The organism is Streptomyces sp. SP18BB07 (assembly GCF_036322545.1).
Taxonomy (GTDB): Bacteria; Actinomycetota; Actinomycetes; order Streptomycetales; family Streptomycetaceae; genus Streptomyces; species Streptomyces deccanensis.
In genome coordinates, this window is sequence record NZ_JAQYWT010000323.1 from 1 (window position 1) to 20,742 (window position 20,742).

20 protein-coding genes and 1 pseudogene are annotated in these 20,742 nt (G+C 71.7%); 9 read left to right on the forward strand and 12 right to left on the reverse strand.

Annotation, left to right across the window (positions count from 1 at the left end):
- Positions 1–249: 249 nt before the first annotated feature.
- Positions 250–1,335 (reverse strand): WD40/YVTN/BNR-like repeat-containing protein, encoded by a 1,086-nt coding sequence (locus tag PUR53_RS23735; RefSeq protein ID WP_329909594.1) that lies wholly within the window; start codon positions 1,333–1,335, stop codon positions 250–252.
- Between the two features lie 236 nt (positions 1,336–1,571).
- Between PUR53_RS23735 and PUR53_RS23740 the strand changes: the two genes are divergently transcribed.
- A complete protein-coding gene (locus PUR53_RS23740) occupies positions 1,572–2,153 on the forward strand; it encodes an Rv1733c family protein (RefSeq protein ID WP_329895510.1) in 582 nt (193 codons plus the stop codon).
- 123 nt (positions 2,154–2,276) lie between these two features.
- On the opposite strand, the gene PUR53_RS23745 is transcribed toward PUR53_RS23740, so the two are convergent.
- Positions 2,277–3,059, reverse strand: coding sequence for a pectate lyase (locus PUR53_RS23745; protein ID WP_329895511.1), 783 nt, complete (start codon positions 3,057–3,059; stop codon positions 2,277–2,279).
- Between the two features lie 62 nt (positions 3,060–3,121).
- Positions 3,122–4,099 (reverse strand): pectate lyase family protein, encoded by a 978-nt coding sequence (locus PUR53_RS23750; RefSeq protein ID WP_329895512.1) that lies wholly within the window; start codon positions 4,097–4,099, stop codon positions 3,122–3,124.
- Between the two features lie 362 nt (positions 4,100–4,461).
- On the opposite strand from PUR53_RS23750, the gene PUR53_RS23755 reads away from it, so the two are divergent.
- On the forward strand, positions 4,462–5,787 hold the full coding sequence (locus tag PUR53_RS23755; RefSeq protein ID WP_329909595.1) for an extracellular catalytic domain type 1 short-chain-length polyhydroxyalkanoate depolymerase: 1,326 nt from the start codon (positions 4,462–4,464) through the stop codon (positions 5,785–5,787).
- 382 nt (positions 5,788–6,169) lie between these two features.
- On the forward strand, positions 6,170–7,474 hold the full coding sequence (locus PUR53_RS23760; RefSeq protein WP_329909602.1) for an SGNH/GDSL hydrolase family protein: 1,305 nt from the start codon (positions 6,170–6,172) through the stop codon (positions 7,472–7,474).
- Positions 7,475–7,519: 45 nt separating this feature from the next.
- On the opposite strand, the gene PUR53_RS23765 is transcribed toward PUR53_RS23760, so the two are convergent.
- Positions 7,520–8,599 carry an NADH:flavin oxidoreductase/NADH oxidase gene (locus tag PUR53_RS23765; RefSeq protein WP_329895514.1) on the reverse strand — a complete coding sequence of 360 codons (1,080 nt, stop codon included), beginning with the start codon at positions 8,597–8,599 and terminating at the stop codon, positions 7,520–7,522.
- 142 nt (positions 8,600–8,741) lie between these two features.
- Between PUR53_RS23765 and PUR53_RS23770 the strand changes: the two genes are divergently transcribed.
- A complete protein-coding gene (locus PUR53_RS23770) occupies positions 8,742–9,095 on the forward strand; it encodes an ArsR/SmtB family transcription factor (protein WP_329895515.1) in 354 nt (117 codons plus the stop codon).
- On the opposite strand, the gene PUR53_RS23775 is transcribed toward PUR53_RS23770, so the two are convergent.
- Complete coding sequence (locus PUR53_RS23775; protein ID WP_329895516.1) at positions 9,015–10,403, reverse strand: nucleobase:cation symporter-2 family protein; 1,389 nt, start codon at positions 10,401–10,403, stop codon at positions 9,015–9,017. The two genes, PUR53_RS23770 and PUR53_RS23775, sit on opposite strands and share 81 nt — an antisense overlap.
- A 219-nt stretch (positions 10,404–10,622) precedes the next feature.
- Between PUR53_RS23775 and PUR53_RS23780 the strand changes: the two genes are divergently transcribed.
- Positions 10,623–11,099, forward strand: coding sequence for a DUF6214 family protein (locus PUR53_RS23780; protein ID WP_329909603.1), 477 nt, complete (start codon positions 10,623–10,625; stop codon positions 11,097–11,099).
- Between the two features lie 54 nt (positions 11,100–11,153).
- Here PUR53_RS23780 and PUR53_RS23785 read toward each other — a convergent pair whose 3' ends face one another.
- The gene (locus tag PUR53_RS23785) at positions 11,154–11,819 is read right to left on the reverse strand and encodes a DUF305 domain-containing protein (RefSeq protein WP_329909596.1); all 666 of its coding nucleotides are present in this window, start codon (positions 11,817–11,819) and stop codon (positions 11,154–11,156) included.
- A 194-nt stretch (positions 11,820–12,013) separates the two neighbouring features.
- Between PUR53_RS23785 and PUR53_RS23790 the strand changes: the two genes are divergently transcribed.
- A complete protein-coding gene (locus tag PUR53_RS23790; RefSeq protein WP_329909597.1) occupies positions 12,014–13,525 on the forward strand; it encodes an LVIVD repeat-containing protein in 1,512 nt (503 codons plus the stop codon).
- Between the two features lie 315 nt (positions 13,526–13,840).
- On the opposite strand, the pseudogene PUR53_RS23795 reads toward PUR53_RS23790, so the two are convergent.
- The 4 genes and pseudogenes from PUR53_RS23795 to PUR53_RS23810 form a co-directional block, all read right to left on the reverse strand.
- A pseudogene (locus tag PUR53_RS23795) lies at positions 13,841–14,137 on the reverse strand (HAD family hydrolase); the annotation flags it as partial.
- A complete protein-coding gene (locus PUR53_RS23800; protein ID WP_329895519.1) occupies positions 14,131–14,814 on the reverse strand; it encodes a phosphatase PAP2 family protein in 684 nt (227 codons plus the stop codon). The pseudogene PUR53_RS23795 and the gene PUR53_RS23800, both read right to left, overlap by 7 nt.
- 134 nt (positions 14,815–14,948) lie before the next feature.
- Positions 14,949–15,890 carry a M56 family metallopeptidase gene (locus PUR53_RS23805; RefSeq protein WP_329909598.1) on the reverse strand — a complete coding sequence of 314 codons (942 nt, stop codon included), beginning with the start codon at positions 15,888–15,890 and terminating at the stop codon, positions 14,949–14,951.
- Between the two features lie 91 nt (positions 15,891–15,981).
- Positions 15,982–16,536, reverse strand: a complete 555-nt coding sequence (locus tag PUR53_RS23810; protein ID WP_329895521.1) for a DUF5134 domain-containing protein — start codon at positions 16,534–16,536, stop codon at positions 15,982–15,984.
- 207 nt (positions 16,537–16,743) lie between these two features.
- On the opposite strand from PUR53_RS23810, the gene PUR53_RS23815 reads away from it, so the two are divergent.
- Both PUR53_RS23815 and PUR53_RS23820 read left to right on the forward strand, forming a co-directional pair.
- Positions 16,744–18,378: an FUSC family protein gene (locus tag PUR53_RS23815; protein ID WP_329909599.1), complete on the forward strand. Its 1,635-nt coding sequence runs from the start codon at positions 16,744–16,746 to the stop codon at positions 18,376–18,378.
- Positions 18,375–18,923 (forward strand): MarR family winged helix-turn-helix transcriptional regulator, encoded by a 549-nt coding sequence (locus tag PUR53_RS23820; RefSeq protein WP_329909600.1) that lies wholly within the window; start codon positions 18,375–18,377, stop codon positions 18,921–18,923. The genes PUR53_RS23815 and PUR53_RS23820 overlap by 4 nt, the downstream gene beginning before the upstream one ends.
- Before the next feature lie 61 nt (positions 18,924–18,984).
- Here PUR53_RS23820 and PUR53_RS23825 read toward each other — a convergent pair whose 3' ends face one another.
- Positions 18,985–19,377, reverse strand: a complete 393-nt coding sequence (locus PUR53_RS23825; RefSeq protein WP_329895524.1) for a VOC family protein — start codon at positions 19,375–19,377, stop codon at positions 18,985–18,987.
- Between the two features lie 86 nt (positions 19,378–19,463).
- Between PUR53_RS23825 and PUR53_RS23830 the strand changes: the two genes are divergently transcribed.
- Complete coding sequence (locus tag PUR53_RS23830) at positions 19,464–20,003, forward strand: GNAT family N-acetyltransferase (RefSeq protein ID WP_329895525.1); 540 nt, start codon at positions 19,464–19,466, stop codon at positions 20,001–20,003.
- 16 nt (positions 20,004–20,019) lie between these two features.
- Here the strand turns inward: PUR53_RS23830 and PUR53_RS23835 are convergent, their stop codons facing one another.
- The gene (locus tag PUR53_RS23835) at positions 20,020–20,703 is read right to left on the reverse strand and encodes a glycerophosphodiester phosphodiesterase (RefSeq protein ID WP_329895526.1); all 684 of its coding nucleotides are present in this window, start codon (positions 20,701–20,703) and stop codon (positions 20,020–20,022) included.
- Between the last annotated feature and the right edge of the window lie 39 nt (positions 20,704–20,742).

Here is a 20,742-nt window from a genome sequence, read left to right on the forward strand (position 1 = left end):
AGCAGTCGAGTCGTCGCGGGATGCCGGGCGGCCAATCCTCCTCAGCCACGAAAGCGGCACTCGCATGAAAGCCATACCCGGCATCCCTGGGTGTCCCGATCTTACGAATGACCGCGATCAACCCACGAAGAAAGGTATGGATCGTCATGACCGGCACGGTGCCGAACGGGACCGGGTGCAGGGCGACTTGATGGACGGGAGGGGGCACTCGCGGACGGCGGCGGCGCCCCTCCCCGTCCACTCATCCGCTCATCCGACGACGGCCGCGCGCACGCACAGCACATCCGGCAGATGGGTCAGCAACTGCCGCCAGCTGTCGCCGTCGTCCGCCGAGGCGTACACCTCGCCGTTGCGGTTGCCGAAGTAGACGCCCGCCGGATCCGAGTCGTCCGTGCACATCGCGTCGCGCAGCACCGTGCCGTAGTGGTCCTCCGTCGGCAGGCCCGCCGCCAGCGGCTCCCAGCTCTTGCCCGCGTCCGCCGTGCGGAAGACCCGGCAGCGGTGGTCGGCCGGGACACGGTCCGCGTCGGCGTTGATCGGGAAGACATAGGCGGTGTCCCCGCGGCGCGGATGGGCGACCGCCGCGAAACCGAAGGTGGAGGGCAGGCCCGCGCCGATGTCCTCCCAGTGCGCCCCCGCGTCGTCGCTGCGGTACACGCCCCAGTGGTTCTGCAGGTACAGCCGGTCGGGGGTCGTCGCGTCCCGGGTCACCTTGTGCACGCACTGGCCGAACTCCGGGTCGGGGTCCGGCAGGAACACCGCCGAGACACCGGAGTTGGACGGCGACCAGCTCGCCCCGCCGTCCTCGGTGCGGAACACCCCGGCTGCGGAGACCGCTACGGTCAGCGCGCGCGGATCGCGCCGGTCGGTGAGGATCGTGTGCAGTCCCTCGCCGCCGCCTCCCGGGGCCCACCGGTCGCGTGTCGGGTGCTCCCACAGTTGCCGGACCAGCTCGAAGGTCTCGCCCCGGTCCTCGGAGCGGTACAACGCGGCCGGTTCCGTGCCCGCGTACACCACGTCCGGTTCGGCGGCCGACGGGTGCAGCTGCCACACCCGCTCCAGCGAGGCCCCGGTGTCCTTGGGGAACTTGACCGCGGGCCGGGCCGGTTCGGTCCAGGTGCGGCCGAGGTCGTCGGAGTGGAACACGGAGGGGCCCCAGTGGGCGCTGTCGCCGCCCACCAGCAGCCGGGGGGTGTCCGATCGGGTGTCGATGGCGACCGCGTAGATCGCCTGCGCGTTGAAGTACGGCGTCTCGTCGAACTCCCAGGCGCCTCCCCGCCGCCGCCCGATGAAAAGCCCCTTGCGTGTGCCCACGGTGAGCAGTACCTCAGCCATCCCGGCCACCTCCCGGACATCGTCGTCCCAGTCACCGGCCAGTCTGCACCCCACCACTGACAGTCACCCCCCGAAACGGCTCCGCCGCAGGTCAGCCGGTGTGTGAGCGGATGCGGGACGGGCCGGCGCCGAGCGGGCGGGACGGGGGTGACCCACATCGCATGAGCAGTGCGGGGGCCACCGCCGTATGGAAGAGCGGTCCGGCAGTCCTGCGTGTGCGAGGGAGGGTGCCCCCGATGGTGGCATTCCGTGGTCCGAAGGTGTGGCTGTGGCGATGGCGGCGCAACCCGCTCAGAAGGCGCGGCGACCGGCTGGAGTCCTGGGTCGTGCTGATCACCTGGGCGCTGATCCTGTTCGGCGGGGTGGCCGCGGGTCTCATGGCCTCACACTCCGTGGAGTCCGGTCTCGCCCGGCAGCGCGCGGAGTGGCGCCAGGTCGGTGCGGTCCTCACGGAGGACGCGCCGGAGCCCTCCGGCCAGAGCGGTACGGCCGCGGAGAAGGTGTGGGCGAAGGTCCGCTGGACCGCGCCGGACGGCTCCGGGCGCGAGGGCCAGGCCCGGGTCGATCCCGCCACCCTGATGGGAGCGCGGGTCACCGTGTGGACGGACGCCGAGGGCCTGCTGGTCACCAAGCCCGCCAGTGAGTCCCAGGCCCGGTTGCGCGCCGCGCTCGTGGGCGGGCTCGCGGGTCTGTTCGCGGCGGCCGTGCCCTTCGTGGGCGGCCGGCTCGTGCGCGGCCGTATGGAGCGGCGGCGGATGGACCAGTGGGACGAGGAGTGGGCGCGGATCGGCCCGCTCTGGGAGCGCAAGATCTGGTGAGCCCGGGCGGGGCGTGAACGTGACGGTGACCGTCCCGCGCGGAGCGGCCGACGGCCGGACGAGGCCCGTGGGGGGAGGCTCCGTCCGGCCGTCGGGGGACTCACCGGTGGGTGACGAGCGGTGTCACCGGTAGGTGATGTCCGAGGTGGCGTACTTGCAGTTGGTGCTGTCGGGGCCCGTACCGACGGCGGTGGTGTTGTTGTACTTCTGGCACGGGATGACCTTGCGGCCGCTGTCGTTGAGGATCGTGATGCCCCGCAGGGTCGCCACGTCACCCCGGTTGACGTTGATGCCGACCAGGCGCGCGGTGGTGCCCGTCCCCGTCACCTCGATGTTGCTGAGGTTCACCTTGCGGGTGTACTGCGTGGAGCAGTCGCCGCAGGAGCGGTACAGCGTCTTGAAGTCGCTGACCGCGAAGTTGGAGATGTTCACGGTGCCGGGTCCGTTGTGCTGGAAGACCTTGTCGGCCGCCTTCTTGGCGCCGCCGCCGGTGACCGTGTACGTGGAGCCGCCGCGGAAGGTCGCCGCGTCCTCGCCGACGTCCTCCCACCAGACGTTCTGCAGGGTGCAGTTGCCCTCGCAGTGGATGCCGTCGGCGCCGGGCGCGCCGATGATGACGTTCTTCAGCGTCGCGCCGGCCGCGAGCTTGAAGATCGGGTCCTGGCCTTCCTCCTGGCCGTCGCCGGCCAGCGCGCCGCTGCCGTAGTAGCGCACCATGCCGCCGTCCCGGGTGCCGGACACCGAGATGGTGGAGGACACCGGCTGGCTGCCGTTGGCGGACGGCCAGGTGGCGGCGTTCGCCGGAGTGGCCCCACTAGTCATGATCATGCCAAACGAAAGGCTGAACGCGGCGAACGTGCCGGTCAGCGCGCGCGTGCGGGCACGCGGACGTGCTGCAGAAGTCATGTCCCGATTCCTTCTGTTGTCCGGGCGGATGGGGGGATGGGGATGGAGCGGTCGGACGGCTCTCAGAGCTTTCCGGCGCCCGCTCCCGACGTCACCGACGCGACGACGGAGGAGGCGGACTCGGGGGTGTAGCCGTAGGGCGGGGTGGTGAAGCTCCCCACCCGGGAGATCTCGGTGGCGGCTCCACCGAGGTCGTTGCCGCGCAGATTCGCGTAGCCGTCCACGTCACTGCTGCGGTTCGTGGTCACCGCGACTCCGGTGTTCCGGAAGACGTTGTTCTCCACGAGCATCTGGGCGCCCATGCGCGAGTGGCAGGCGGTCTCCGCGCCGTCCACGTAGTTGTTGTAGAAGTGCCCGGTGCCGAAGCGCAGGCTGGGGATGCGCGAGTACACGTTGCTGAAGTGGTTGTGGTGGTACGTCACCTTCAGATGACCGGTGTCCTCGGAGGCGTTGTTGTCGCTGTGGCCGACGAGCGAGCCCTTGAAGTGCTCCTTGAAGGTGTTCCAGGACACCGTCACGTTGTCCGAGCCGTGGTTGATGTCCAGCAGGCCGTCGTAGTGGTCCTTGTCGTGGGTGCGGTCCGCCGAGAAGGAGTTGTGGTCGATCCACACCTTCGTGGATTCCTGGACGGTGATCCCGTCGGCGGGCGCGACCGGCTTGCTGATGTTCAGGTTGCGGACGACGACATTGGTCTCCTCCTTGATCCGCAGGCCGCCGCCGGTGAAGCCGGACGACGAACCCACGCCGAGGACCGTGGTGTTGGAGCCGATGTCGACCTGACCGCTCAGCGAGATCAGGCCGTTCACGCGGACGACCTTGGCGGCGTTCCCGGTGACGGCGCTCCGGAAGGCGGCGAGCGTGGAGACCGTGACCGCGGAGGCGCTGCCGCCTCCGGTGGTCCCGGCGCCGAAACCGATCGGCGAGGACTCCGCCGCGCCCGCCGAGTGCGGTACGGCGAGGGTGGCGGCCGTCATCAGGGCGGCCGCGGCCGCCACCAGGGCTGATCTTTGCGCCTGTGTACGTGGGGGGACGGTACGCATGCGGGTGCTTCCCTTCAGGGGAGCTGGCAGGCCATGTACGTGAATGGAATTCACTGTGCTGATTGTTGTGCGCGAGTGCGGCGGCTGCAGTCCACCGGGGGTTCACATCGCTGAACGGAACGTAGGGGGCAAGCGCTTTCTAGTCAACGCTTTGCGCAAAAGACATGTGTCGCCCCTGGTGGGAGCGGTCGGCTGTGTGCGGCGCTTGGGCGCGGGTGCCCCGGGCGGGTGGATGGGAGCGAATTCTTTCGACGGGTGGGAGCGCTTCCGTGGCTTCCATGTCCATGTCACGATGCCCTTCTCGCCGTCCTGACCCGGATCCCCCCGTCGCACCCGCCCCCGCCACAGGAAGGCACAACGACGTGACCCACACCCCCCATGACCGGCCGCGCGGACCGCGGCGTCCGGTACTCGTCGCACTGCTGGGAGCGCTCGTGGCGTTGCTCGCGGCCATGCTCCCGACCGCACCCGCGGCCGCCGCGGCGAACGCCGGCGCCGAGGCCGCTCCCCGGGCGGCGCTCACCGAGATCACCGGCTTCGGCACGAACCCCAGCAACCTGCAGATGTACCTGTACGTCCCGGACAGCGTCACCGCGAACCCGGCGATCGTGGTCGCCGTGCACTACTGCACCGGCTCGGGCCCGGCGATGTACAACGGCACCGAGTACGCCCAACTCGCCGACAAGTACGGGTTCATCGTCGTGTACCCGTCCGTCACCCGGAGCAGCAAGTGCTTCGACGTCGCCTCCCCGCAGGCCCTGACCCGTGGCGGCGGCAGCGATCCCGTGGGCATCAAGTCCATGGTCGACTGGACCGTCCGCACCTACGACGCCGACACCGACCGGATCTTCGCCACCGGTATCTCCTCCGGCGCGATGATGACCAACGTCCTCCTCGGCGACTACCCCGACGTGTTCGCCGCCGGCGCCGCCTTCGCGGGCGTGCCCTTCGCCTGCTTCGCCACCACCAACGGTTCCGAGTGGAACAGCGACTGCGCGAACGGCACGATCATCCGTACCCCGCAGGCCTGGGGTGACCTGGTCCGCGGTGCCTACCCGGGCTACACCGGGCCCCGGCCCAGGATGCAGCTGTGGCACGGCACCACGGACGACGTGCTGCACTACCCCAACTTCGGCGAGGAGATCAAGCAGTGGACCGATGTGCACGGTGTCGGCCAGACACCGGCCGCCACCGACTCGCCCCAGTCCAACTGGACCCGCACCCGCTACGGCGGCACCGGTGACCGTGCTCCCGTCGAGGCCATCAGTCTCCAGGGCACCGGTCACAACCTCTACGCCTGGGGCATGGGCGAGCGCGTCCTGACCTTCTTCGGTCTCAACGGGTCCGGTCCCGCGCCGCAACCGCCGGCCGGCCCCTGCAAGGTGACCGTCACCACCAACGCCTGGAGCACGGGGCTGACCGCGTCGGTGACCGTCACCAACACCGGTACGACGGCGGTCAACGGCTGGAAGCTGGGCTTCAGCCTGCCCGCCGGACAGACCGTCACCAACGGCTGGGGCGCGACGTACAGTCCGGCGAGCGGCGCCGTGACCGCGACCAACGCCACGTACAACGCCGCGATCGCACCCGGCGCGAGCGTCAGCATCGGCTACCAGGCCAACCACACCGGCAACAGCGCGGCCCCGTCGTCATACACGCTCAACGGAACGGCGTGCACGACGGGTTGACACGCACCGCCCCGCCCGGGCGGCCGTGTCGGTCCGGCGGCCGGCTGAGCGACCGCCCCACCCGTGCGGGCTGCTTAGCAACCGCCCCACCCGGGTGGGGCGGTCGGCCCGGCGCCTTGCCCCCCGGCCCCCACCCGGACACCCCCGTCGGCCCGGTGTCCCACGCGGACCGGCGGGATCGACCCGCCGCCTCCCGCCCCGACCGTCCCCTGGGCGCACGCCAGGCGCACGCCGGGCCGGAAGCGTGTCCGGACCGCGGGTGTCGTCCCGGCCCCCCACGGTCTCCGCCCACCCGCACCCCTTCCGAAGAGAGGCACCGTCCTTGCGCCCGATCGACAGCCCCCAGCCCGTCCGGCCGTCCGGCAGGGCGCCGTTCGCGACCGTGCTCGCCGTCTGTGTGCTCGCCCTGGCCCTCGTGGTGGCCTCGTCCGCCCTGGCCGCCCTGGTCAGGGACCCTCACCGGGCGGACGAAACCGGCACCGGCGACACGGCGACGGCCGCCCGGCGCTGGGTGAACACATGGTCCGCGATGCCGCAGCTCACCGAGCCGGGCAACATGCCGCCGGCGCCGTTCACCGGGGACCGGGCCGTACTGGTGGACACCACCCTGCGGCAGACCGTGCGCGTCACCACCGGCGGCGACCGCGTCCGGCTGCGCTTCTCCAACGCCTTCGGCGGCGCCGCGCTGCCGCTGACCGCCGTGACCGTGGCGCTTCCGCTGGGCGGCCGGGCGGGGGTCGGCGCGATCGAACCCGGCACGTCGCGACCGGTGACCTTCGGCGGCGGCGGATCCACCACCGTCCCGGTGGGCGCCCAGGTCGTGTCCGACCCGCTGGACTTCACGCTGCGGCCGGGCACCAACCTGACCGTGACGGCGTACCTGGCGGAGGGCCAGGCCTCGCTCGCCCTCACCTCGCACCCGGGTTCCCGCACCACCTCGTACCTGCTGCACGGCGACCACACCGAGGACGCGGATCTGCCCGGCGCTACCCCGACCAACCACTGGTACCTGCTCAGTGATGTCGAGGTGCTGTCCCGGCCCGCCACCACCGCCGTCGCCGTCCTCGGCGACTCCCTCACCGACGGCCGGGGCTCCACCACCAACGGCAACGACCGCTGGCCCGACCAGCTCTTCGATCGGCTCCAGCAGCGGCCCGGCACCCGGCACATCGCCGTGGTGAACCAGGCGGCCGGCGGTAACCGGGTCCTCAACGACGGCCTCGGGCCCAACGCCCTCGCCCGGCTGGACCGCGACGTCCTGGCCCACAGCGCCGTCGAGCAGCTGATCGTCTTCGAGGGAGTCAACGACCTGGGCACCGCCGCGGCCACCCCCGCCGCCCAGCAGCGCGTCGCTGCCGACCTCGTCGCCGCCTACGAGCAGATCATCGTCCGCGCCCACGCCCGGGGCATCCGCGTGTACGGCGCGACCCTGCTGCCCTTCGGCGGCAACACCCCCTACGACGACGCCGCCGGGCACCGCGAGGCAGCCCGGCAGACCGTCAACACCTGGATCCGCACCAGCGGCCGCTTCGACGCCGTCCTCGACTTCGACCGCGCGGTCCGCGACCCCGCCGACCCGAGCCGTCTCCTGCCCGGCCTCCACGACGGCGACTGGCTGCACCTCAACCCGGAGGGCTACCGGATCCTGGCCGAAGCGGTCCCGGCCCGGCTGCTCCGGCGCAACTGACCGGTACGGGCGCACACTTACCCGTACCGGTGGTCCGAACTCCGCCTACACCGAACGGTGGTACTGCTCGGGGACGTGTACCTCGCCCCCGAGTTCACGCGCCGCCTGCCGCGCCCAGGAGGGGCTGCGGAGCAGTTCCCGACCGAGCAGGACAGCGTCGGCCTCGCCGTTGGCGAGGATCTTCTCGGCCTGCTCGGTCTCCGTGATCAGACCGACCGCGGCGACGGGTAGCGCGCTCTCGTTCCTGACCCGGGCGGCGAACGGCACCTGGTAGCCGGGGCCGACGGGGATGTGGACCCCGGAGGCGTTGCCGCCCGAGGAGACGTCCAGCAGGTCCACGCCGTGCGCCTTCAGCTCGGCGGCCAGGCGGACCGTGTCGTCGGCGCTCCAGCCGCCCTCCTCCAGCCACTCGGTGGCGGAGACCCGGAAGAACAGCGGCTTGTCCGCCGGCCACACCTCCCGTACCGCGTCGACGACTTCGAGTGCGAGACGGACGCGGTTCTCGTAGGAGCCGCCGTAGGAGTCGGTGCGACGGTTGGAGTGCGGGGAGAGGAACTCGTTGATCAGATAGCCGTGGGCGCCGTGGATCTCGACGACCTCGAAACCGGCGGCCAGCGCCCGCCGGGCCGCCGCCGCGAACTGCCCGACGACCTCCTGGATCTGATCCACGGTCAACTCGTCCGGCACCGGGTGCCGTTCGTCGAAGGCCACCGCGCTGGGCGCGACCGGCTGCCAGCCGTGCGCGTCCGCGCCGACCGGCGCCCCGCCTCGCCAGGGCTGATCGGTCGAGGCCTTGCGCCCCGCGTGGGCGAGCTGCACGGCCGGCACCGTCCCCTGCCCCTTCAGGAACCCGGTGATCCGGCGGAAGGCCTCGACCTGGGTGTCGTTCCAGAGGCCGAGGTCGTACGGCGAGATGCGGCCCTCGGGGGAGACGGCGGTCGCCTCGACGATGATCAGGCCCGTGCCGCCGGTGGCACGCGCCGCGTAGTGCGCGAAGTGCCAGTCGTTCGGGGCGCCCGCCCCGGGGCCCTCCGGCGCGGCCGAGTACTGGCACATCGGGGGCATCCACACCCGGTTCGGGATGGTCAGTTCACGCAGGCGGTAGGGCTCGAACAGCACGCTCACGGCGACTCCAATCGTCACGGGATGCCGTCCCGGAACGGACGGTGCACGGCTCGTACGATAGGCATCGTAGTACGGCGGATGTCAAACTACGATAGGTCTCGTACAATAAGACTCCCTGAAGGCCCGACGCAGTGGAGCCGCCGTGACCTCGCCCGCCGTCAGCAGCCGCGACCTCCCGCACCCGGCACGGGAGGAGATCCGGCTGGAGTCCGTGCTGCACGCGCTCGCCGACCCGATGCGGCTGCGCATCGTGCGCGAGCTCGCCGCCGACGGCGACGAGCTCTCGTGTTCGCACTTCGACCTTCCGGTCACCAAGTCCACGACCACCCACCACTTCCGGGTGCTGCGCGAGAGCGGGGTGATCCGGCAGGTCTACCGGGGCACGGCCAAGATGAACGGGCTGCGCCGGGACGACCTAGACGGCCTTTTCCCGGGGCTCCTCGACACCCTCGTCGACGCCGCCGCCCGGGAGGCCGCCCGTCTCGGCGTCGACTGAACCGGCCCTCGCCCGGCGGTGGTTGAAGAGCAGGTTCAGCGTGATCGCCGTCAGGCACCCCGCGCTGATACCGCTGTTCATCACCGTCCGGAACCACTCGGGGAACTCCGCGTACACCGTCGGCGCCCCGACCGGCAGCAGTCCCACGGCCACCGAGACGGCCACGACCGTCAGGTTGTCGTTGTCCCGGAACTCGACCCGGGCGAGCGTGCGCAGACCGCTCGCGGCGACGGTGCCGAACATCACCAGGCCCGCGCCGCCGAGCACCGGTGCCGGGATCGCGGCCACCACGGCGCCGAGCTTCGGCAGCAGACCGAGCAGGACGAGCATCCCGCCCGCCGCCGCGACGACCCAGCGGCTGCGCACCCGGGTCATCCCGACCAGGCCGACGTTCTGCGCGTACGCCGTGTAGGGGAAGGTGTTGAAGACACCGCCGAGGACGGTGGAGAAGCCGTCCGCGCGCAGCCCGTCCGCGAGGGACCGGGGCTGCACCTCGCGGCCGGTCAGCTCGCCCACCGCTATCAGGTCGCCGGTGGTCTCCGTCATCGTTACCAGGGCCACCACCAGCATGGACAGGATCGCGGAGAGGTGGAACGCGGGCGCCCCGAAGTGGAACGGCGTGCTGATGCCCAGCCAGTCGGCCTCCCGGACCGCGCCGAAGTCCGTGAACCCCAGCGGAACGGCGACCGCGAGCCCCACCACGATGCCGACCAGTACCGCGATCCGGCTGAGGAACACCGGGGCGAACCGTTGCACGCCGACCACGACGAGCAGCACGAACGCCGCCAGCGCGAGATTCCTCGGCGCGCCGAAGTCCGCCGCACCCGCACCGCCGGCCGCCCAGTCGCCGGCCACCGGCAGCAGGGAGAGGCCGATGATCAGGATGACGGTGCCGGTGACGAGCGGCGGGAAGAAGCGGAGGAGCCTGCCGAACACCGGGGCCAGCAGCATGATCGCCAGGCCGGCCACGATCACCGAGCCGTAGATCGCGGGCAGCCCGCCGCCCTCCGTCCCGATCAGCACCATGGGGGAGACGGCGGCGAACGTACAGCCCTGCATGATCGGGAGCCGGACGCCGAAGCGCCAGACGCCGACGCACTGGATCAGGGTCGCGATGCCGCACACGAGGAGATCGGCGGTGATCAGATAGGCCAGGTCCGCGGGCGGCAGCCGCAGGGCGCCGCCGACGATCAGGGGGACGGCGACCGCGCCCGCGTACATCGCGAGGACGTGCTGGAGGCCGAAGGCGAGGAGATGGCGGGTGGGGGGTACGTCGTCCACGGGGTGGGTGGGGGTGGTGGATGCCATGGGCGAGACCCTAGGGGACTTGAACAGTTTGTTGATTTCAGGGGTGTTGCCGGTACAGCCCTGGTGCCGTGGCGGGGGCGGGCGTGCTGCGCCGTCGGGGTGCCGCGCGCATCCGGTACGCGTGGCTGTGCGCAGAGAATCTGATCATGCGTTTACGTTGCGTGGGTGCTGGAAGCATCCTTTCTCAATCTCTCCGACCGCCACTGGCAGGACGGCGCGGTGTCCGTGCGGCCCGCGTGGGAAGTGCAGGAGCACGACGGCGCCACCGTCTGGTACAACGCCCGGCTCTCCTTCCCTGGCGGTGCCGGGGTCGAGGTCCTCGCCGTGGTCTGCGAGGGGCGGCTGTCGCTGGAGGACGTACGCGCACAGCCGCCGCTGTCCCTGGACGACCTGGCGGAGCTCGCCGACTGGATCGAGGGCCCCCTGTTCGCGGCGTGCGGCACCGTGCCGGACCTCGCCGAGGAGGAGCCGCCGCAGACCTCGTACGGGCCGGGGCGGCGGGCCCGGCCCGCGTGGCCGCGCGGTGTGGAGGGGCGGCGCATGGTGGCCGAGGAGTACCTCGCGGCGCAGCGGTGCGGCTACGACCCGGTCCTCGCGGTGATGTGCGCGACCGGGCACAGCCGCCGCAAGGCGCTCCGGCTGATCGCCGGCGCGCGCGACGAGGGCCTCCTCGGGCCCCGTCACGCCCGCCGCTGAGCCCGGGGCCGGGGACCGGGGGCCGGGGGCCGGTAGCCGGCCGAGGCCGGTCGGCTACCGCGTCAGATCGCGCATCCTGCTGATCTCCGTGGTCTGCTGCGCGATCACGTCGTCGGCCATCTCCTCGATCAGGATGTTGTTGCCCTGCGCCTTCACGTCCGTGGCCATGGTGATCGCCCCCTCGTGGTGGGTGATCATCAGCTTCAGGAACAGTTGGTCGAACTTCTCCCCGTCGAGCGTGCCGAGTTCCTTCAGCTGTGCCCCGGTCGCCATGCCGGGCATCTTCTCGTGGTCGTGCGAAGTGTCCCGCTCGTCACCGTCGTGGGCCTTCAGCCAGCCCTCCATGGCCTCGATCTCGGGCTTCTGGGCGGCGGAGATGCGCTCGGCGATCCGCTTCACCTGGGTCGACTTCGCGTGGTCGGGGGCGAGTTCGGTCATCTCCAGGGCCTGGGTGTGATGCTGGATCATCATGCGCGCGTAGTCGTAGTCCGCGGAATTCGGAGAGTCGTCCTCCGCTCGCTGCTTCTCGACCTCTTCCGGCGAAAGGGTTTGAGCGGTCTCACCGGGTTTTCCCGGCGCGATCACCGCCGGCCCGCTCGACCTGTCCGAACGGCCGTCGGGAGCCGCCTCGGACCCCGATTCGCAGCCCACGAGCGCCAGCAGAGCGGCCGTCAGCGAGGCCGTGACCAGCGGCGCGCGGGACGTGCGGCGAACGAGCACAGTGACCTCCTGGGACACAGCAACGGGCGTACACCTCGTGAGTGTTGACGAACGTTCCTAACACGCTTTCGCATGCTGGTGATCAAATTTGTTCGTTACAAGTACATTGCCGTCTGTTGATCTGTGCATGATGAAGACGATACTGCGGAGGTGCTCGAACCGTTCAACCGCGAACGGCCACAAGGGAGGACACAGTGACCCTGTTGAACAACCTTCGGACGCGGCGCAGACGTCTGGGGGTCGCCGCGACTGCGGCCGGCCTCCTGGCCGCGTTGCTCACCGCCGGACCGGCGGCCGCGACCCCCGACCCCGGGGACTCGCCCGCCGTGCGGGAGAAGGTCTCCAAGAGCGATGCCGCGGAGGCGCGCGAGGCGATAGCCGCCGGCGAGATCCCCGGCCAGGACGAGATCGTCCATTCCGCCACCATCCAGCACCTGGCCAACATCCCCAAGGACGCGCTGCCGGGCACCAACTCGGACCTCGCCTTCCAGGGCAGGTACGCCTTCGCCGGCAACTACGACGGCTTCCGTGTCTTCGACATCAGCAACCCCAAGGCGCCGAAGACGGTCGCCCAGGTCCTCTGCCCGGGCTCGCAGAACGACATCTCCGTCTCCGGGAACCTGCTCTTCCTGTCCACCGACTCCTCGCGCAGCGACAACTCCTGCAACAGCACGACGCAGCCCGCGACCGAGAAGTCGTCGTGGGAGGGCGTGAAGATCTTCGACATCAGCGACAAGGCGAACCCGAAGTACGTCGCCGCCGTGGAGACGGCCTGCGGTTCGCACACCCACACGCTGGTGCCCGAGCGCAGGAACGTCTACGTCTACGTCTCCTCGTACTCGCCGAACGCCGCGTTCCCCGACTGCCAGCCGCCGCACGACGGCATCACGATCATCAAGGTGCCCCGCAAGTCCCCGGAGAAGGCGGCCGTGGTGGGCTTCCCGGTCCTGTTCCCCGGTGAGGGCCCGGACGGTGGCGGCAACCCGGGTTCGCCCACGAACCCCGGCGTCTCCAAGACCACCGGCTGCCACGACATCACGGTGCTGCCGTCGAAGGACCTCGCGGCCGGCGCGTGCATGGGCGACGGCATCCTGTTCTCCATCAAGGACCCGGAGAACCCGAAGGTCATCGACCAGGTCCAGGACAACGTGAACTTCGCGTTCTGGCACTCGGCCACCTTCAACCAGAAGGCGAACAAGGTCGTCTTCACCGACGAGTTGGGCGGCGGCGGCGCGGCCACCTGCAACGAGGCGATCGGCCCGAACCGCGGCGCCGACGGCATCTACGACATCGTCGGCAAGGGGGACAAGCGCGAGCTCGTCTTCAAGAGCTACTACAAGATCCCCCGTCACCAGGCCGACACCGAGAACTGCGTCGCCCACAACGGCTCGCTGATCCCGGTCAAGGGCAAGGACATCATGGTCCAGGCGTGGTACCAGGGCGGTGTCTCCGTCTGGGACTTCACCGACTCCACCAAGCCCAAGGAGATCGCGTACTTCGAGCGCGGTCCGATCTCCACCACCACCCTGGTGGGCGGCGGTACCTGGTCGGCGTACTACTACAACGGCCACATCTACTCGAACGACATGGTGAAGGGCTTCGACGTCCTGAAGATCAGCGACCGGCGGACGGACCCGGCCAAGTGGGTCCACCAGCGTGAGCTCAACGTGCAGACGCAGCCGGACTACTTCGACTTCGACTGGTAGGCCGTAGCGGTACCACGACGCGGTCAAGTCACGCGTCCCGCCGGGCCCTTCGCGGCTCGGCGGGACACCGCGTTCCCGGCGACCGCATTGACCGGGCCGCCGTGCGAGGACATCCTGTAACTCCCGCGTCGACCGACGAACGGCGAACTATACTCAGCGCTTCCGGGCGGCGACCCTGTGTGGGCCCGCCCGGCCGTTGTTCGTCCCGGGCCGCACGGGGGACGGTCCGGGACGGACGTCCGACGGCGACGAACAACCGCCCGACGCACGGAACGCCGACGCACGACTCCTCGCGGGGCGGCGGCCGGCGCCGGCTCACTCCAGCAGTTCCAGCACCCGCCGCAGCCCGTCCGGCCGCTCCGCGACGGGCGGATGGTCGACGAAGTGCACCCCGCACCCCAGCGTCACCGCACCGCCGTCGGCCCGCCGGTCGTCGCCGACCATCAGGGCGTCCCGCCCATCGACACCGAGCGCCGCGCAGGCGAGCGCGAACATCCGCGGGTCCGGCTTCGGCACGCCGTGCTCGTACGACAGCACGTACACGTCGACGTACGGGTCGAGGCCCTGCGCGCGGAACACGGGCCGCAGGTCCCAGCCGATGTTGCTCAAGTACGCTTCGGCGCGCCCCACTTCTCGTACGCGAGTACCGCCAGCGCGATCGTCAGACCGCCCAGCAGCCAGCCGCCCAGCACGTCCGACGCCCAGTGCACGCCCAGCCAGATCCGGGTCAGCCCGACGCCCACGACGGAGACGGCGGCCACCGCCACCGCCGTGCGCACGACGGTACGACCGGCGCCGTACAGGTGCAGCAGCCACACCAGCAGCCCGAGAACGACCGTGGCCGTCATGGCGTGGCCCGACGGATACGCGGCGTAGTGGGCGGAGTCGACGGGGTCGGGCCACGCGGGCCGTTCCCGGCCGACGGCGGCCTTCAGCCCCTGCTGCAGCGCCGTGCCCGCCGCGCAGGTGACCGCCAGCCAGACGGCGAGCCACCATTCCCGGTGGCGCCATACGAGCCAGATCGCGGCGGCCGCCGCCAGCAGACGCATCGTCACCGGGTCCCAGACCCAGTCCGTCAGGATGCGGAACGCGTGGGTGACGCCCGGTTCGTCGAGGGCCCATCCGTGGGTGGTGTTCGCGATGCTCTCGTCCAGCGACATGAGCGGGGCCCACGAGATCGCGACCAGGACGAGCAGCAGGAAGGACGGCGCCGCGAAGACCGCGGCGGCGCGGACAGTGCGGTGGGTCGACGGCCGGTGGGGCGGCGAGTCGACGGTGGGGGTGTGCATACAGCGATCCTGGCCGACTCCCGGGGCCTCGGGCCAATGCCGAGGCGTGAGATCACTGTCACGCGCCGCGACCGGAGCACATCCGTCGCGCCGCACGTTGTTCTGGGGCTTGCCTTGGCCCTTTCTTTGCCATGTCACGACCTACCGAGTGCCCGCAACGCGGGAACGAAAGCCACCACCACCGGTACGGCCGGCACCAGGGCGGCGTACGCGGTGAGCCGCAGCCGGTGCGCCGGTGTGAGGCGTTCCGGGGGCGCGAGCAACCGGTTGACGCGCTGCGGCACATGGTCCTCGGGGGTCGGGCAGGGCCCGAACACCCCCCGGTCCTCGTTGAGGCCGACCAGGGCGAGGGCGATGGCGAGACGGCCGTGGCGACGGGAGGCCGTGTCGTCGGCGGCGAGTTCGACCAGCCGGTGCATCTCGTCGCGGAACGCGGCGAACACCGGAACCCGGGGGAACCCGTCCGCGAGCGCCGCGGAACAGTGCAGCAGCCAGTGGTGCCGTGCCCGCGCGTGCCCCTGCTCATGGGCGACCACCGCGTCCACCTGCCGGCCCTTCAGCCGACGCAACGCGGCCGTGGTGATGACCAGTCGGGGCGTCGGGCCAGGCAGCCACCAGGCGTCCGGCCGCTCGCCCTCGACCACGACCAGCCGGTCGCCGTCCGGCTCCTCGCCGGGCAACAGCGGGGCGCGCAGCCGGAGTTCGGCATGGCGGCGACGGCGCTCCCGCCGGGCCCCGAGGACCTCGCGGACCAGCATCGTCCCGGTCCACAACCCGCCGCCCGCGAGGACGACGGCAGTGCCCACGGCCCACGAGCCCCCGCTGTCCAGCGCGTACGCCTCCACGACCCCCTGCGGCGCGGGCGCGAACATCTGCCCGCGCACCACCGTCCAGGCCGCCGCCGCGCTCAGCGCCATCGACAGCGCACAGCACAGCAGCACCGCCGCCACCACGCACTGCCACACCCACAGGGCGACCACCGGTTCACGGTCCGGCCAGTCGGCGCGGGCCAGCAGTCGCGGGGCGACGACGGCGGTCAGGGCGCCGAGCAGCAACAACGCCGCGGGGACCATCATGAGGCGCAGCCTATGAGCGCGCCGGCGCACGGCGACACGGGCCGAGCCACCGAAGTGACGCAGACCACGACCGGTCGCCGTCCGCGGCGGCTCAGACCGTCAGCAGCATGGCGAACATCCCGATGCCCATGGACAGTCGACAGGCCCGCGCCAGCTCCGGCCGGTCGCCCCAGCCCGTCGCGCCCCCGGCCCGCATCCCCGTTCGCGCGGCGGCCGGTACGGGCACCAGCCGGAGCCCCGCCCACACCACGTACCCGGCGAAGTACACCAGCAGCGCCCCCGTCACCGGGGGCAGCCCCGTGCCGCCGTGGCCGCCACCCGGCGCGAGGGCCATGACGGCGGCCATGTAGACCATCGCCAGCGCGCCCACCAGGTGGTGCAGATGGTGCGCTCCCGCGCGGGCCGCCCACAGCGCGCGCACCGCCGCAGCGCCGAACACGAGGGTGTAGAGGAGCCAGGCCCAGCGCGGCGGAGTCACGGCCGCGGCGGGCACGGCCATCGCCGCCATGCCGAACCCCATCAGCGCCTCACCGCCGGCGGCGCGCCGCTGCTCCTCCACGGCGCTGCGCATCCGCAGCAGGCAGTACGCCCCGGTCACCGCGCACAGCGCGACCAGCAGCCAGCCCGCCGACACCGGTCCGTGCACCGAGCACCTCCCCGTTCGACTTCCCGTTCGACGACGTGGGTCGTGCTGAGAGTGAGGTCGGACAGTCGGTCAGGGCATGCCCGGGCCCGATGGCGCGCATACGAGCGCAAGGGTGTACGCGGGGGAGCGCGCGGGAGTGCGCCACGGAGACGAGCGCCACAGCCTGTCGATATACTTCACAAGTAAAACACCAGTTAACGTTGTCGCATGCGCAGCGTCCGACCACCCCGTACCCGCCGGCTCCCGCTCTCCGGTGTGCTCCGGGTGAACCGCCCCTCCGAGATCTGGTTCAAACCCGCGCTCAGCGTGGTCGTCGCGACGGCACCGCCGAACCTGACCCTGCTGGCCCTCGACCGCCTCGACCTGGCCATGTACGCGATGGCAGGCTCCCTCTGCGCCCTGTACGCCCACCACCTCCCCTACGCGGCCCGCGCCCTGACCCTCGCCCGGGTCGTGCTCGGCATGGTCGCCGGACTCGCGGTCGCCCTGGTCACCGCCTCGCTCACCACGAACGCGGCGGTACTGGTGACCGTGGGGGCGCTGCTCGCCGCCGCACAGAAGGTCCTGTGCGACGCGAGCCGGATCGGGCCGCCCGCCAACGTCATCTTCACCTTCGTCACCTCCGCGGCCCTCTTCGTGCCCCAGAGCCCCGCCCAGGTCCCCGGCCACCTCGCCGTGGCCGCCGTCGCGGGCGCCTGGGCCTGGCTCGTCTGCATGGCCCCCGGCCTGCCGCGCCCGTACGGTCCGGAGCGCCGCGCCACCGCCCAGGCGCTGAACGCGGTGGCCTCCCACGCCGAGGCACCCGAGCGGCCCGGATCCCGCACGGCCGCCGCGACCGCCGTGCACACCGCCTGGCAGACCCTGCTCACCGCCGGCCCCCGCACCCAGCCCCGCCGCGTCCTCGCGGCGCTCCTGGTCCGCGCCGACGTCGCACTCGCAGCGCCCGCCGAGGCGGACCCCGACCGACTGCGCGCTCTCGCCCGGCGTCCGTTCGCGGCCACTCACCTCCGGGGAGCCGCCGCCCCCGCGCAGACGGCCGACGCACCGCTCGACGCGGAGTACGGACGGCCGGGCCGGCGGCCCCCCTTGTGGAGCGCGCTCGGCCCGCTCACGCCCCTCGCGGTACGCACCGCCCTCGGGTGCGCCCTCGCCGGACACGCTTCCCTCGCGCTCGGAGTCGGCCGCCCCTACTGGGCCCTCGTCACCGCCGCCTCGCTCTACCAGGCGAACCTCACCCTCACCTGGAGCCGGGGCGTCCAGCGCGTCGTCGGCAACATCGCCGGGGTGCTGGCCTTCGCCGCCCTGGTCCCGCTCGCCCATCTCGGCCCGGCGGCGCTCGTGCTGTGCTGCCTGGCGCTCGCCTTCGGCGCCGAGGCCCTCATCAGCCGCAACTACTGGCTCGGCACCGTCTGCGTCACCCCGATGGCCCTCCTCGTCACCGAGTTCGTCCGCTTCTCCGACCCCGGGGAGCTGATCACCGACCGGCTCTCGGACACGCTCGTCGGCGCTCTGGTCGGCTTCCTCACGGCGGTCGTCGTCACCAACAGGCGTGCCGGCGACCGTGTCACCCACTCCGTCGCCGTCGTGGAGCGCGCCCGCGCGCACACGCTCCGCACCGCCGCCGACCCGGCCGCCACCCCCGGCGCCCTGCGCGCCGCCCGGCGCGACCTGGCCGCAGCCCTCGTCGAACTGCGTGCCGTCTCCGACACCGCGAGCGGCGAATGGTGGCAACGCGCCCTGCCGTCGGAGCGGGTGACACACGTCGAGCAGGCCGGACACCGTACGCTCGCGGCGACGGTACGACGGCACGGGTTCCAGGCAGCGGAGGGCGCACAGGCATGACGGCAGGCAACGGGCGGGTGGGGACGGGCAGCGGCGCGGCTCTCGGGGACACGGTCGCCAAGGTGGTGCGCCAGTGGCAGACGGTGCACCCCGGTCTCGACACCGCGCCGATGGAGATCATCGGCCGCGTCAACCGCTGTGCCGCCCTCCTCCAGCAGGCCGAGGACGCGCCCCTGCGCCACGCCGGGCTCACCCGCCCCGAGTTCGACGTCCTCGGCACCCTGCGCCGCACGGGCCACGAGCTGACGCCGAGTGAGATCGCCCGGGAGACGTTCGCCTCCGGCGCCGCCGTCACCAAACGCCTCAAGCTGCTCACCGAGCGCGGTCTCGTCGAGCGCCGGGGCGACTCCCGCGACCGGCGCGTCGCCCATGTCCGTCTCACCGACACGGGCCGCGACCTCGTGGACAGCGTCATGCCGGAGCAACTGGCGTACGAGGAGTCCGTGCTCTCCGGGGTGGGCACCGGCGACCGCCGCGAACTCGCCGTGCTGCTGGGCGAGTTGCTGATCCAGCTGGAGGGCCGCCTGGGTCTGCCGCGCGCCTGAGACGAACCGCGCGCCCGGACCGTGCGCGGCACAGCGGCTCCGGCCACCGGGGTGCGACGTCTCAGATCCCCGGCCGGTAGCGCAGCGGGTGGTCCGCCGGGATCTCCACGAGCACGATCTCCGTGCCGTCCGGGTCGGCGATCCACATCTCGATCAGACCCCACGGCTCCCGCACCGGTGGCCGCCGCACCTCCACCCCGGCCGCCAACAGTTCCGCGTGCGCCGCCGTCACGTCCGCGACCTGCAGCCACAGCTTCAGCGCGGGCGACGGCGGCGTCTCGGAGCGGCCCGCGACCTCCAGGAAACCGCCACCGAGGAAGTACACGACACCCCGGTGCTCGTCCGTACCGAACTCGCGGTACACGGGGAGCCCGAGCTGCTCGCCGTAGAAGACGCGGGAACGCTCCGGGTCGGTGGGGCGCAGGAGGGTGCGGCTGCTCAGTACGTGGATCATGTGGACGAGGGTAGGTGCTCCGCCGGGGACGGGCTGTCGCTACTCTCTTCGGTGTTCGAGCCCTGCGGATCTACCAGGAGCAGCCCGTGGACACCGCTGCCACCGACCTGACCTTCCGTGACGCCACCGACGCCGACGTGGACGTCCTCGTCGCGCTGATCGAGTCGGCGTACCGAGGGGACTCCAGCCGGGCCGGGTGGACCACGGAGGCGGACATCCTCGAAGGGCAGCGGACCGACCCCGAGGGTGTCCTCGCGGTCGTCAAGGCCCCCGACAGCCGACTGCTCACCGTCGAGCGGGACGGCACGGTCGTCGCCTGCTGCCAGCTCGAACACCGCGGCGCGCACGCCTACTTCGGGATGTTCGCGGTCAGCCCGGCCCTCCAGGGCGCCGGCCTCGGCAAGGTGATCATCGCCGAGGCGGAACGGATCGTGCGCGAGACCTGGGGCGCCACGGAGATGCACATGACCGTGATCTCCGTACGGGACGACCTCATCGCCTGGTACGAGCGGCGCGGTTACCGCCGTACGGGACGGATGACCCCGTTCCCGTACGGCGACGAGCGCTTCGGCATCCCGCGGCGGGACGACCTGCGGTTCGAGCTGCTGGTCAAGGAGCTGGCGTAGCGGCAGGGCACAGGGGTCAGGCGGTGAAGCGGCCCGTGCGTTTGATGTCCGGGTAGTCGGTCGTCGCGCCGTCCAGCTGGAGGGCGCGGACCAGGCGCAGATGGTCCTGGGTGTTCACCACCCAGCCGATGATCCGCAGGTTCGCCTTGCGGGCCTTCTCGACGACCTCCAGCGTCAGCCGCCGGATGTTCAGCACCAGGGTGGCGGCGCCCACCGCCACCGCCCGGTCCACGACGTCGGTGCCGAAGCGGCTGGCGACCAGCGCGGTACGCACGCCCGGCACGAGACGGGCGATCTCGGCGACCGCCTCGTCGTGGAAGGACAGCACCTCGACCCGTCCCACCAGATCGCGCCGGTGCATGACCTCGGCGAGGGCGTGGGCCGCCGCCGTGTCCTTGATCTCGGCCTGGAGCGGCGCCCGTACCGCGTCCAGGACCTCCTCGAAGGTGGGCACGCGCTCACCGCGGCCCGCGTCCAGGGCGCGCAGCTCGGCGAGGGTCTTGTCGGCGATCGGGCCCGTGCCGTCCGTCGTCCGGTCCACATCCGCGTCGTGCATGACGACGAGCGCGCCGTCCTTGCTCAGATGCAGATCGAGTTCGATGACGTCGAGGCCCGCGCGATCGGCGGCCACGAAGGAACGGAGGGTGTTCTCGGGTTCGACACCCATGACTCCGCGGTGACCGATGGTGAGGAAGTTCAAGGTGGACTCGCTTCCGTCGACGGCGGCTCGGACCGCGCG

Coding starts and splice junctions, on each gene's coding strand:
- PUR53_RS23735 (WP_329909594.1), bottom strand. CDS start 1,335: ATGGCTGAGGTACTGCTCACCGTGGGCACACGCAAGGGGCTTTTCATC.
- PUR53_RS23740 (WP_329895510.1), top strand. CDS start 1,572: ATGGTGGCATTCCGTGGTCCGAAGGTGTGGCTGTGGCGATGGCGGCGC.
- PUR53_RS23745 (WP_329895511.1), bottom strand. CDS start 3,059: ATGACTTCTGCAGCACGTCCGCGTGCCCGCACGCGCGCGCTGACCGGC.
- PUR53_RS23750 (WP_329895512.1), bottom strand. CDS start 4,099: ATGCGTACCGTCCCCCCACGTACACAGGCGCAAAGATCAGCCCTGGTG.
- PUR53_RS23775 (WP_329895516.1), bottom strand. CDS start 10,403: ATGGCATCCACCACCCCCACCCACCCCGTGGACGACGTACCCCCCACC.
- PUR53_RS23800 (WP_329895519.1), bottom strand. CDS start 14,814: ATGCACACCCCCACCGTCGACTCGCCGCCCCACCGGCCGTCGACCCAC.
- PUR53_RS23805 (WP_329909598.1), bottom strand. CDS start 15,890: ATGATGGTCCCCGCGGCGTTGTTGCTGCTCGGCGCCCTGACCGCCGTC.
- PUR53_RS23815 (WP_329909599.1), top strand. CDS start 16,744: ATGCGCAGCGTCCGACCACCCCGTACCCGCCGGCTCCCGCTCTCCGGT.
- PUR53_RS23820 (WP_329909600.1), top strand. CDS start 18,375: ATGACGGCAGGCAACGGGCGGGTGGGGACGGGCAGCGGCGCGGCTCTC.
- PUR53_RS23825 (WP_329895524.1), bottom strand. CDS start 19,377: ATGATCCACGTACTGAGCAGCCGCACCCTCCTGCGCCCCACCGACCCG.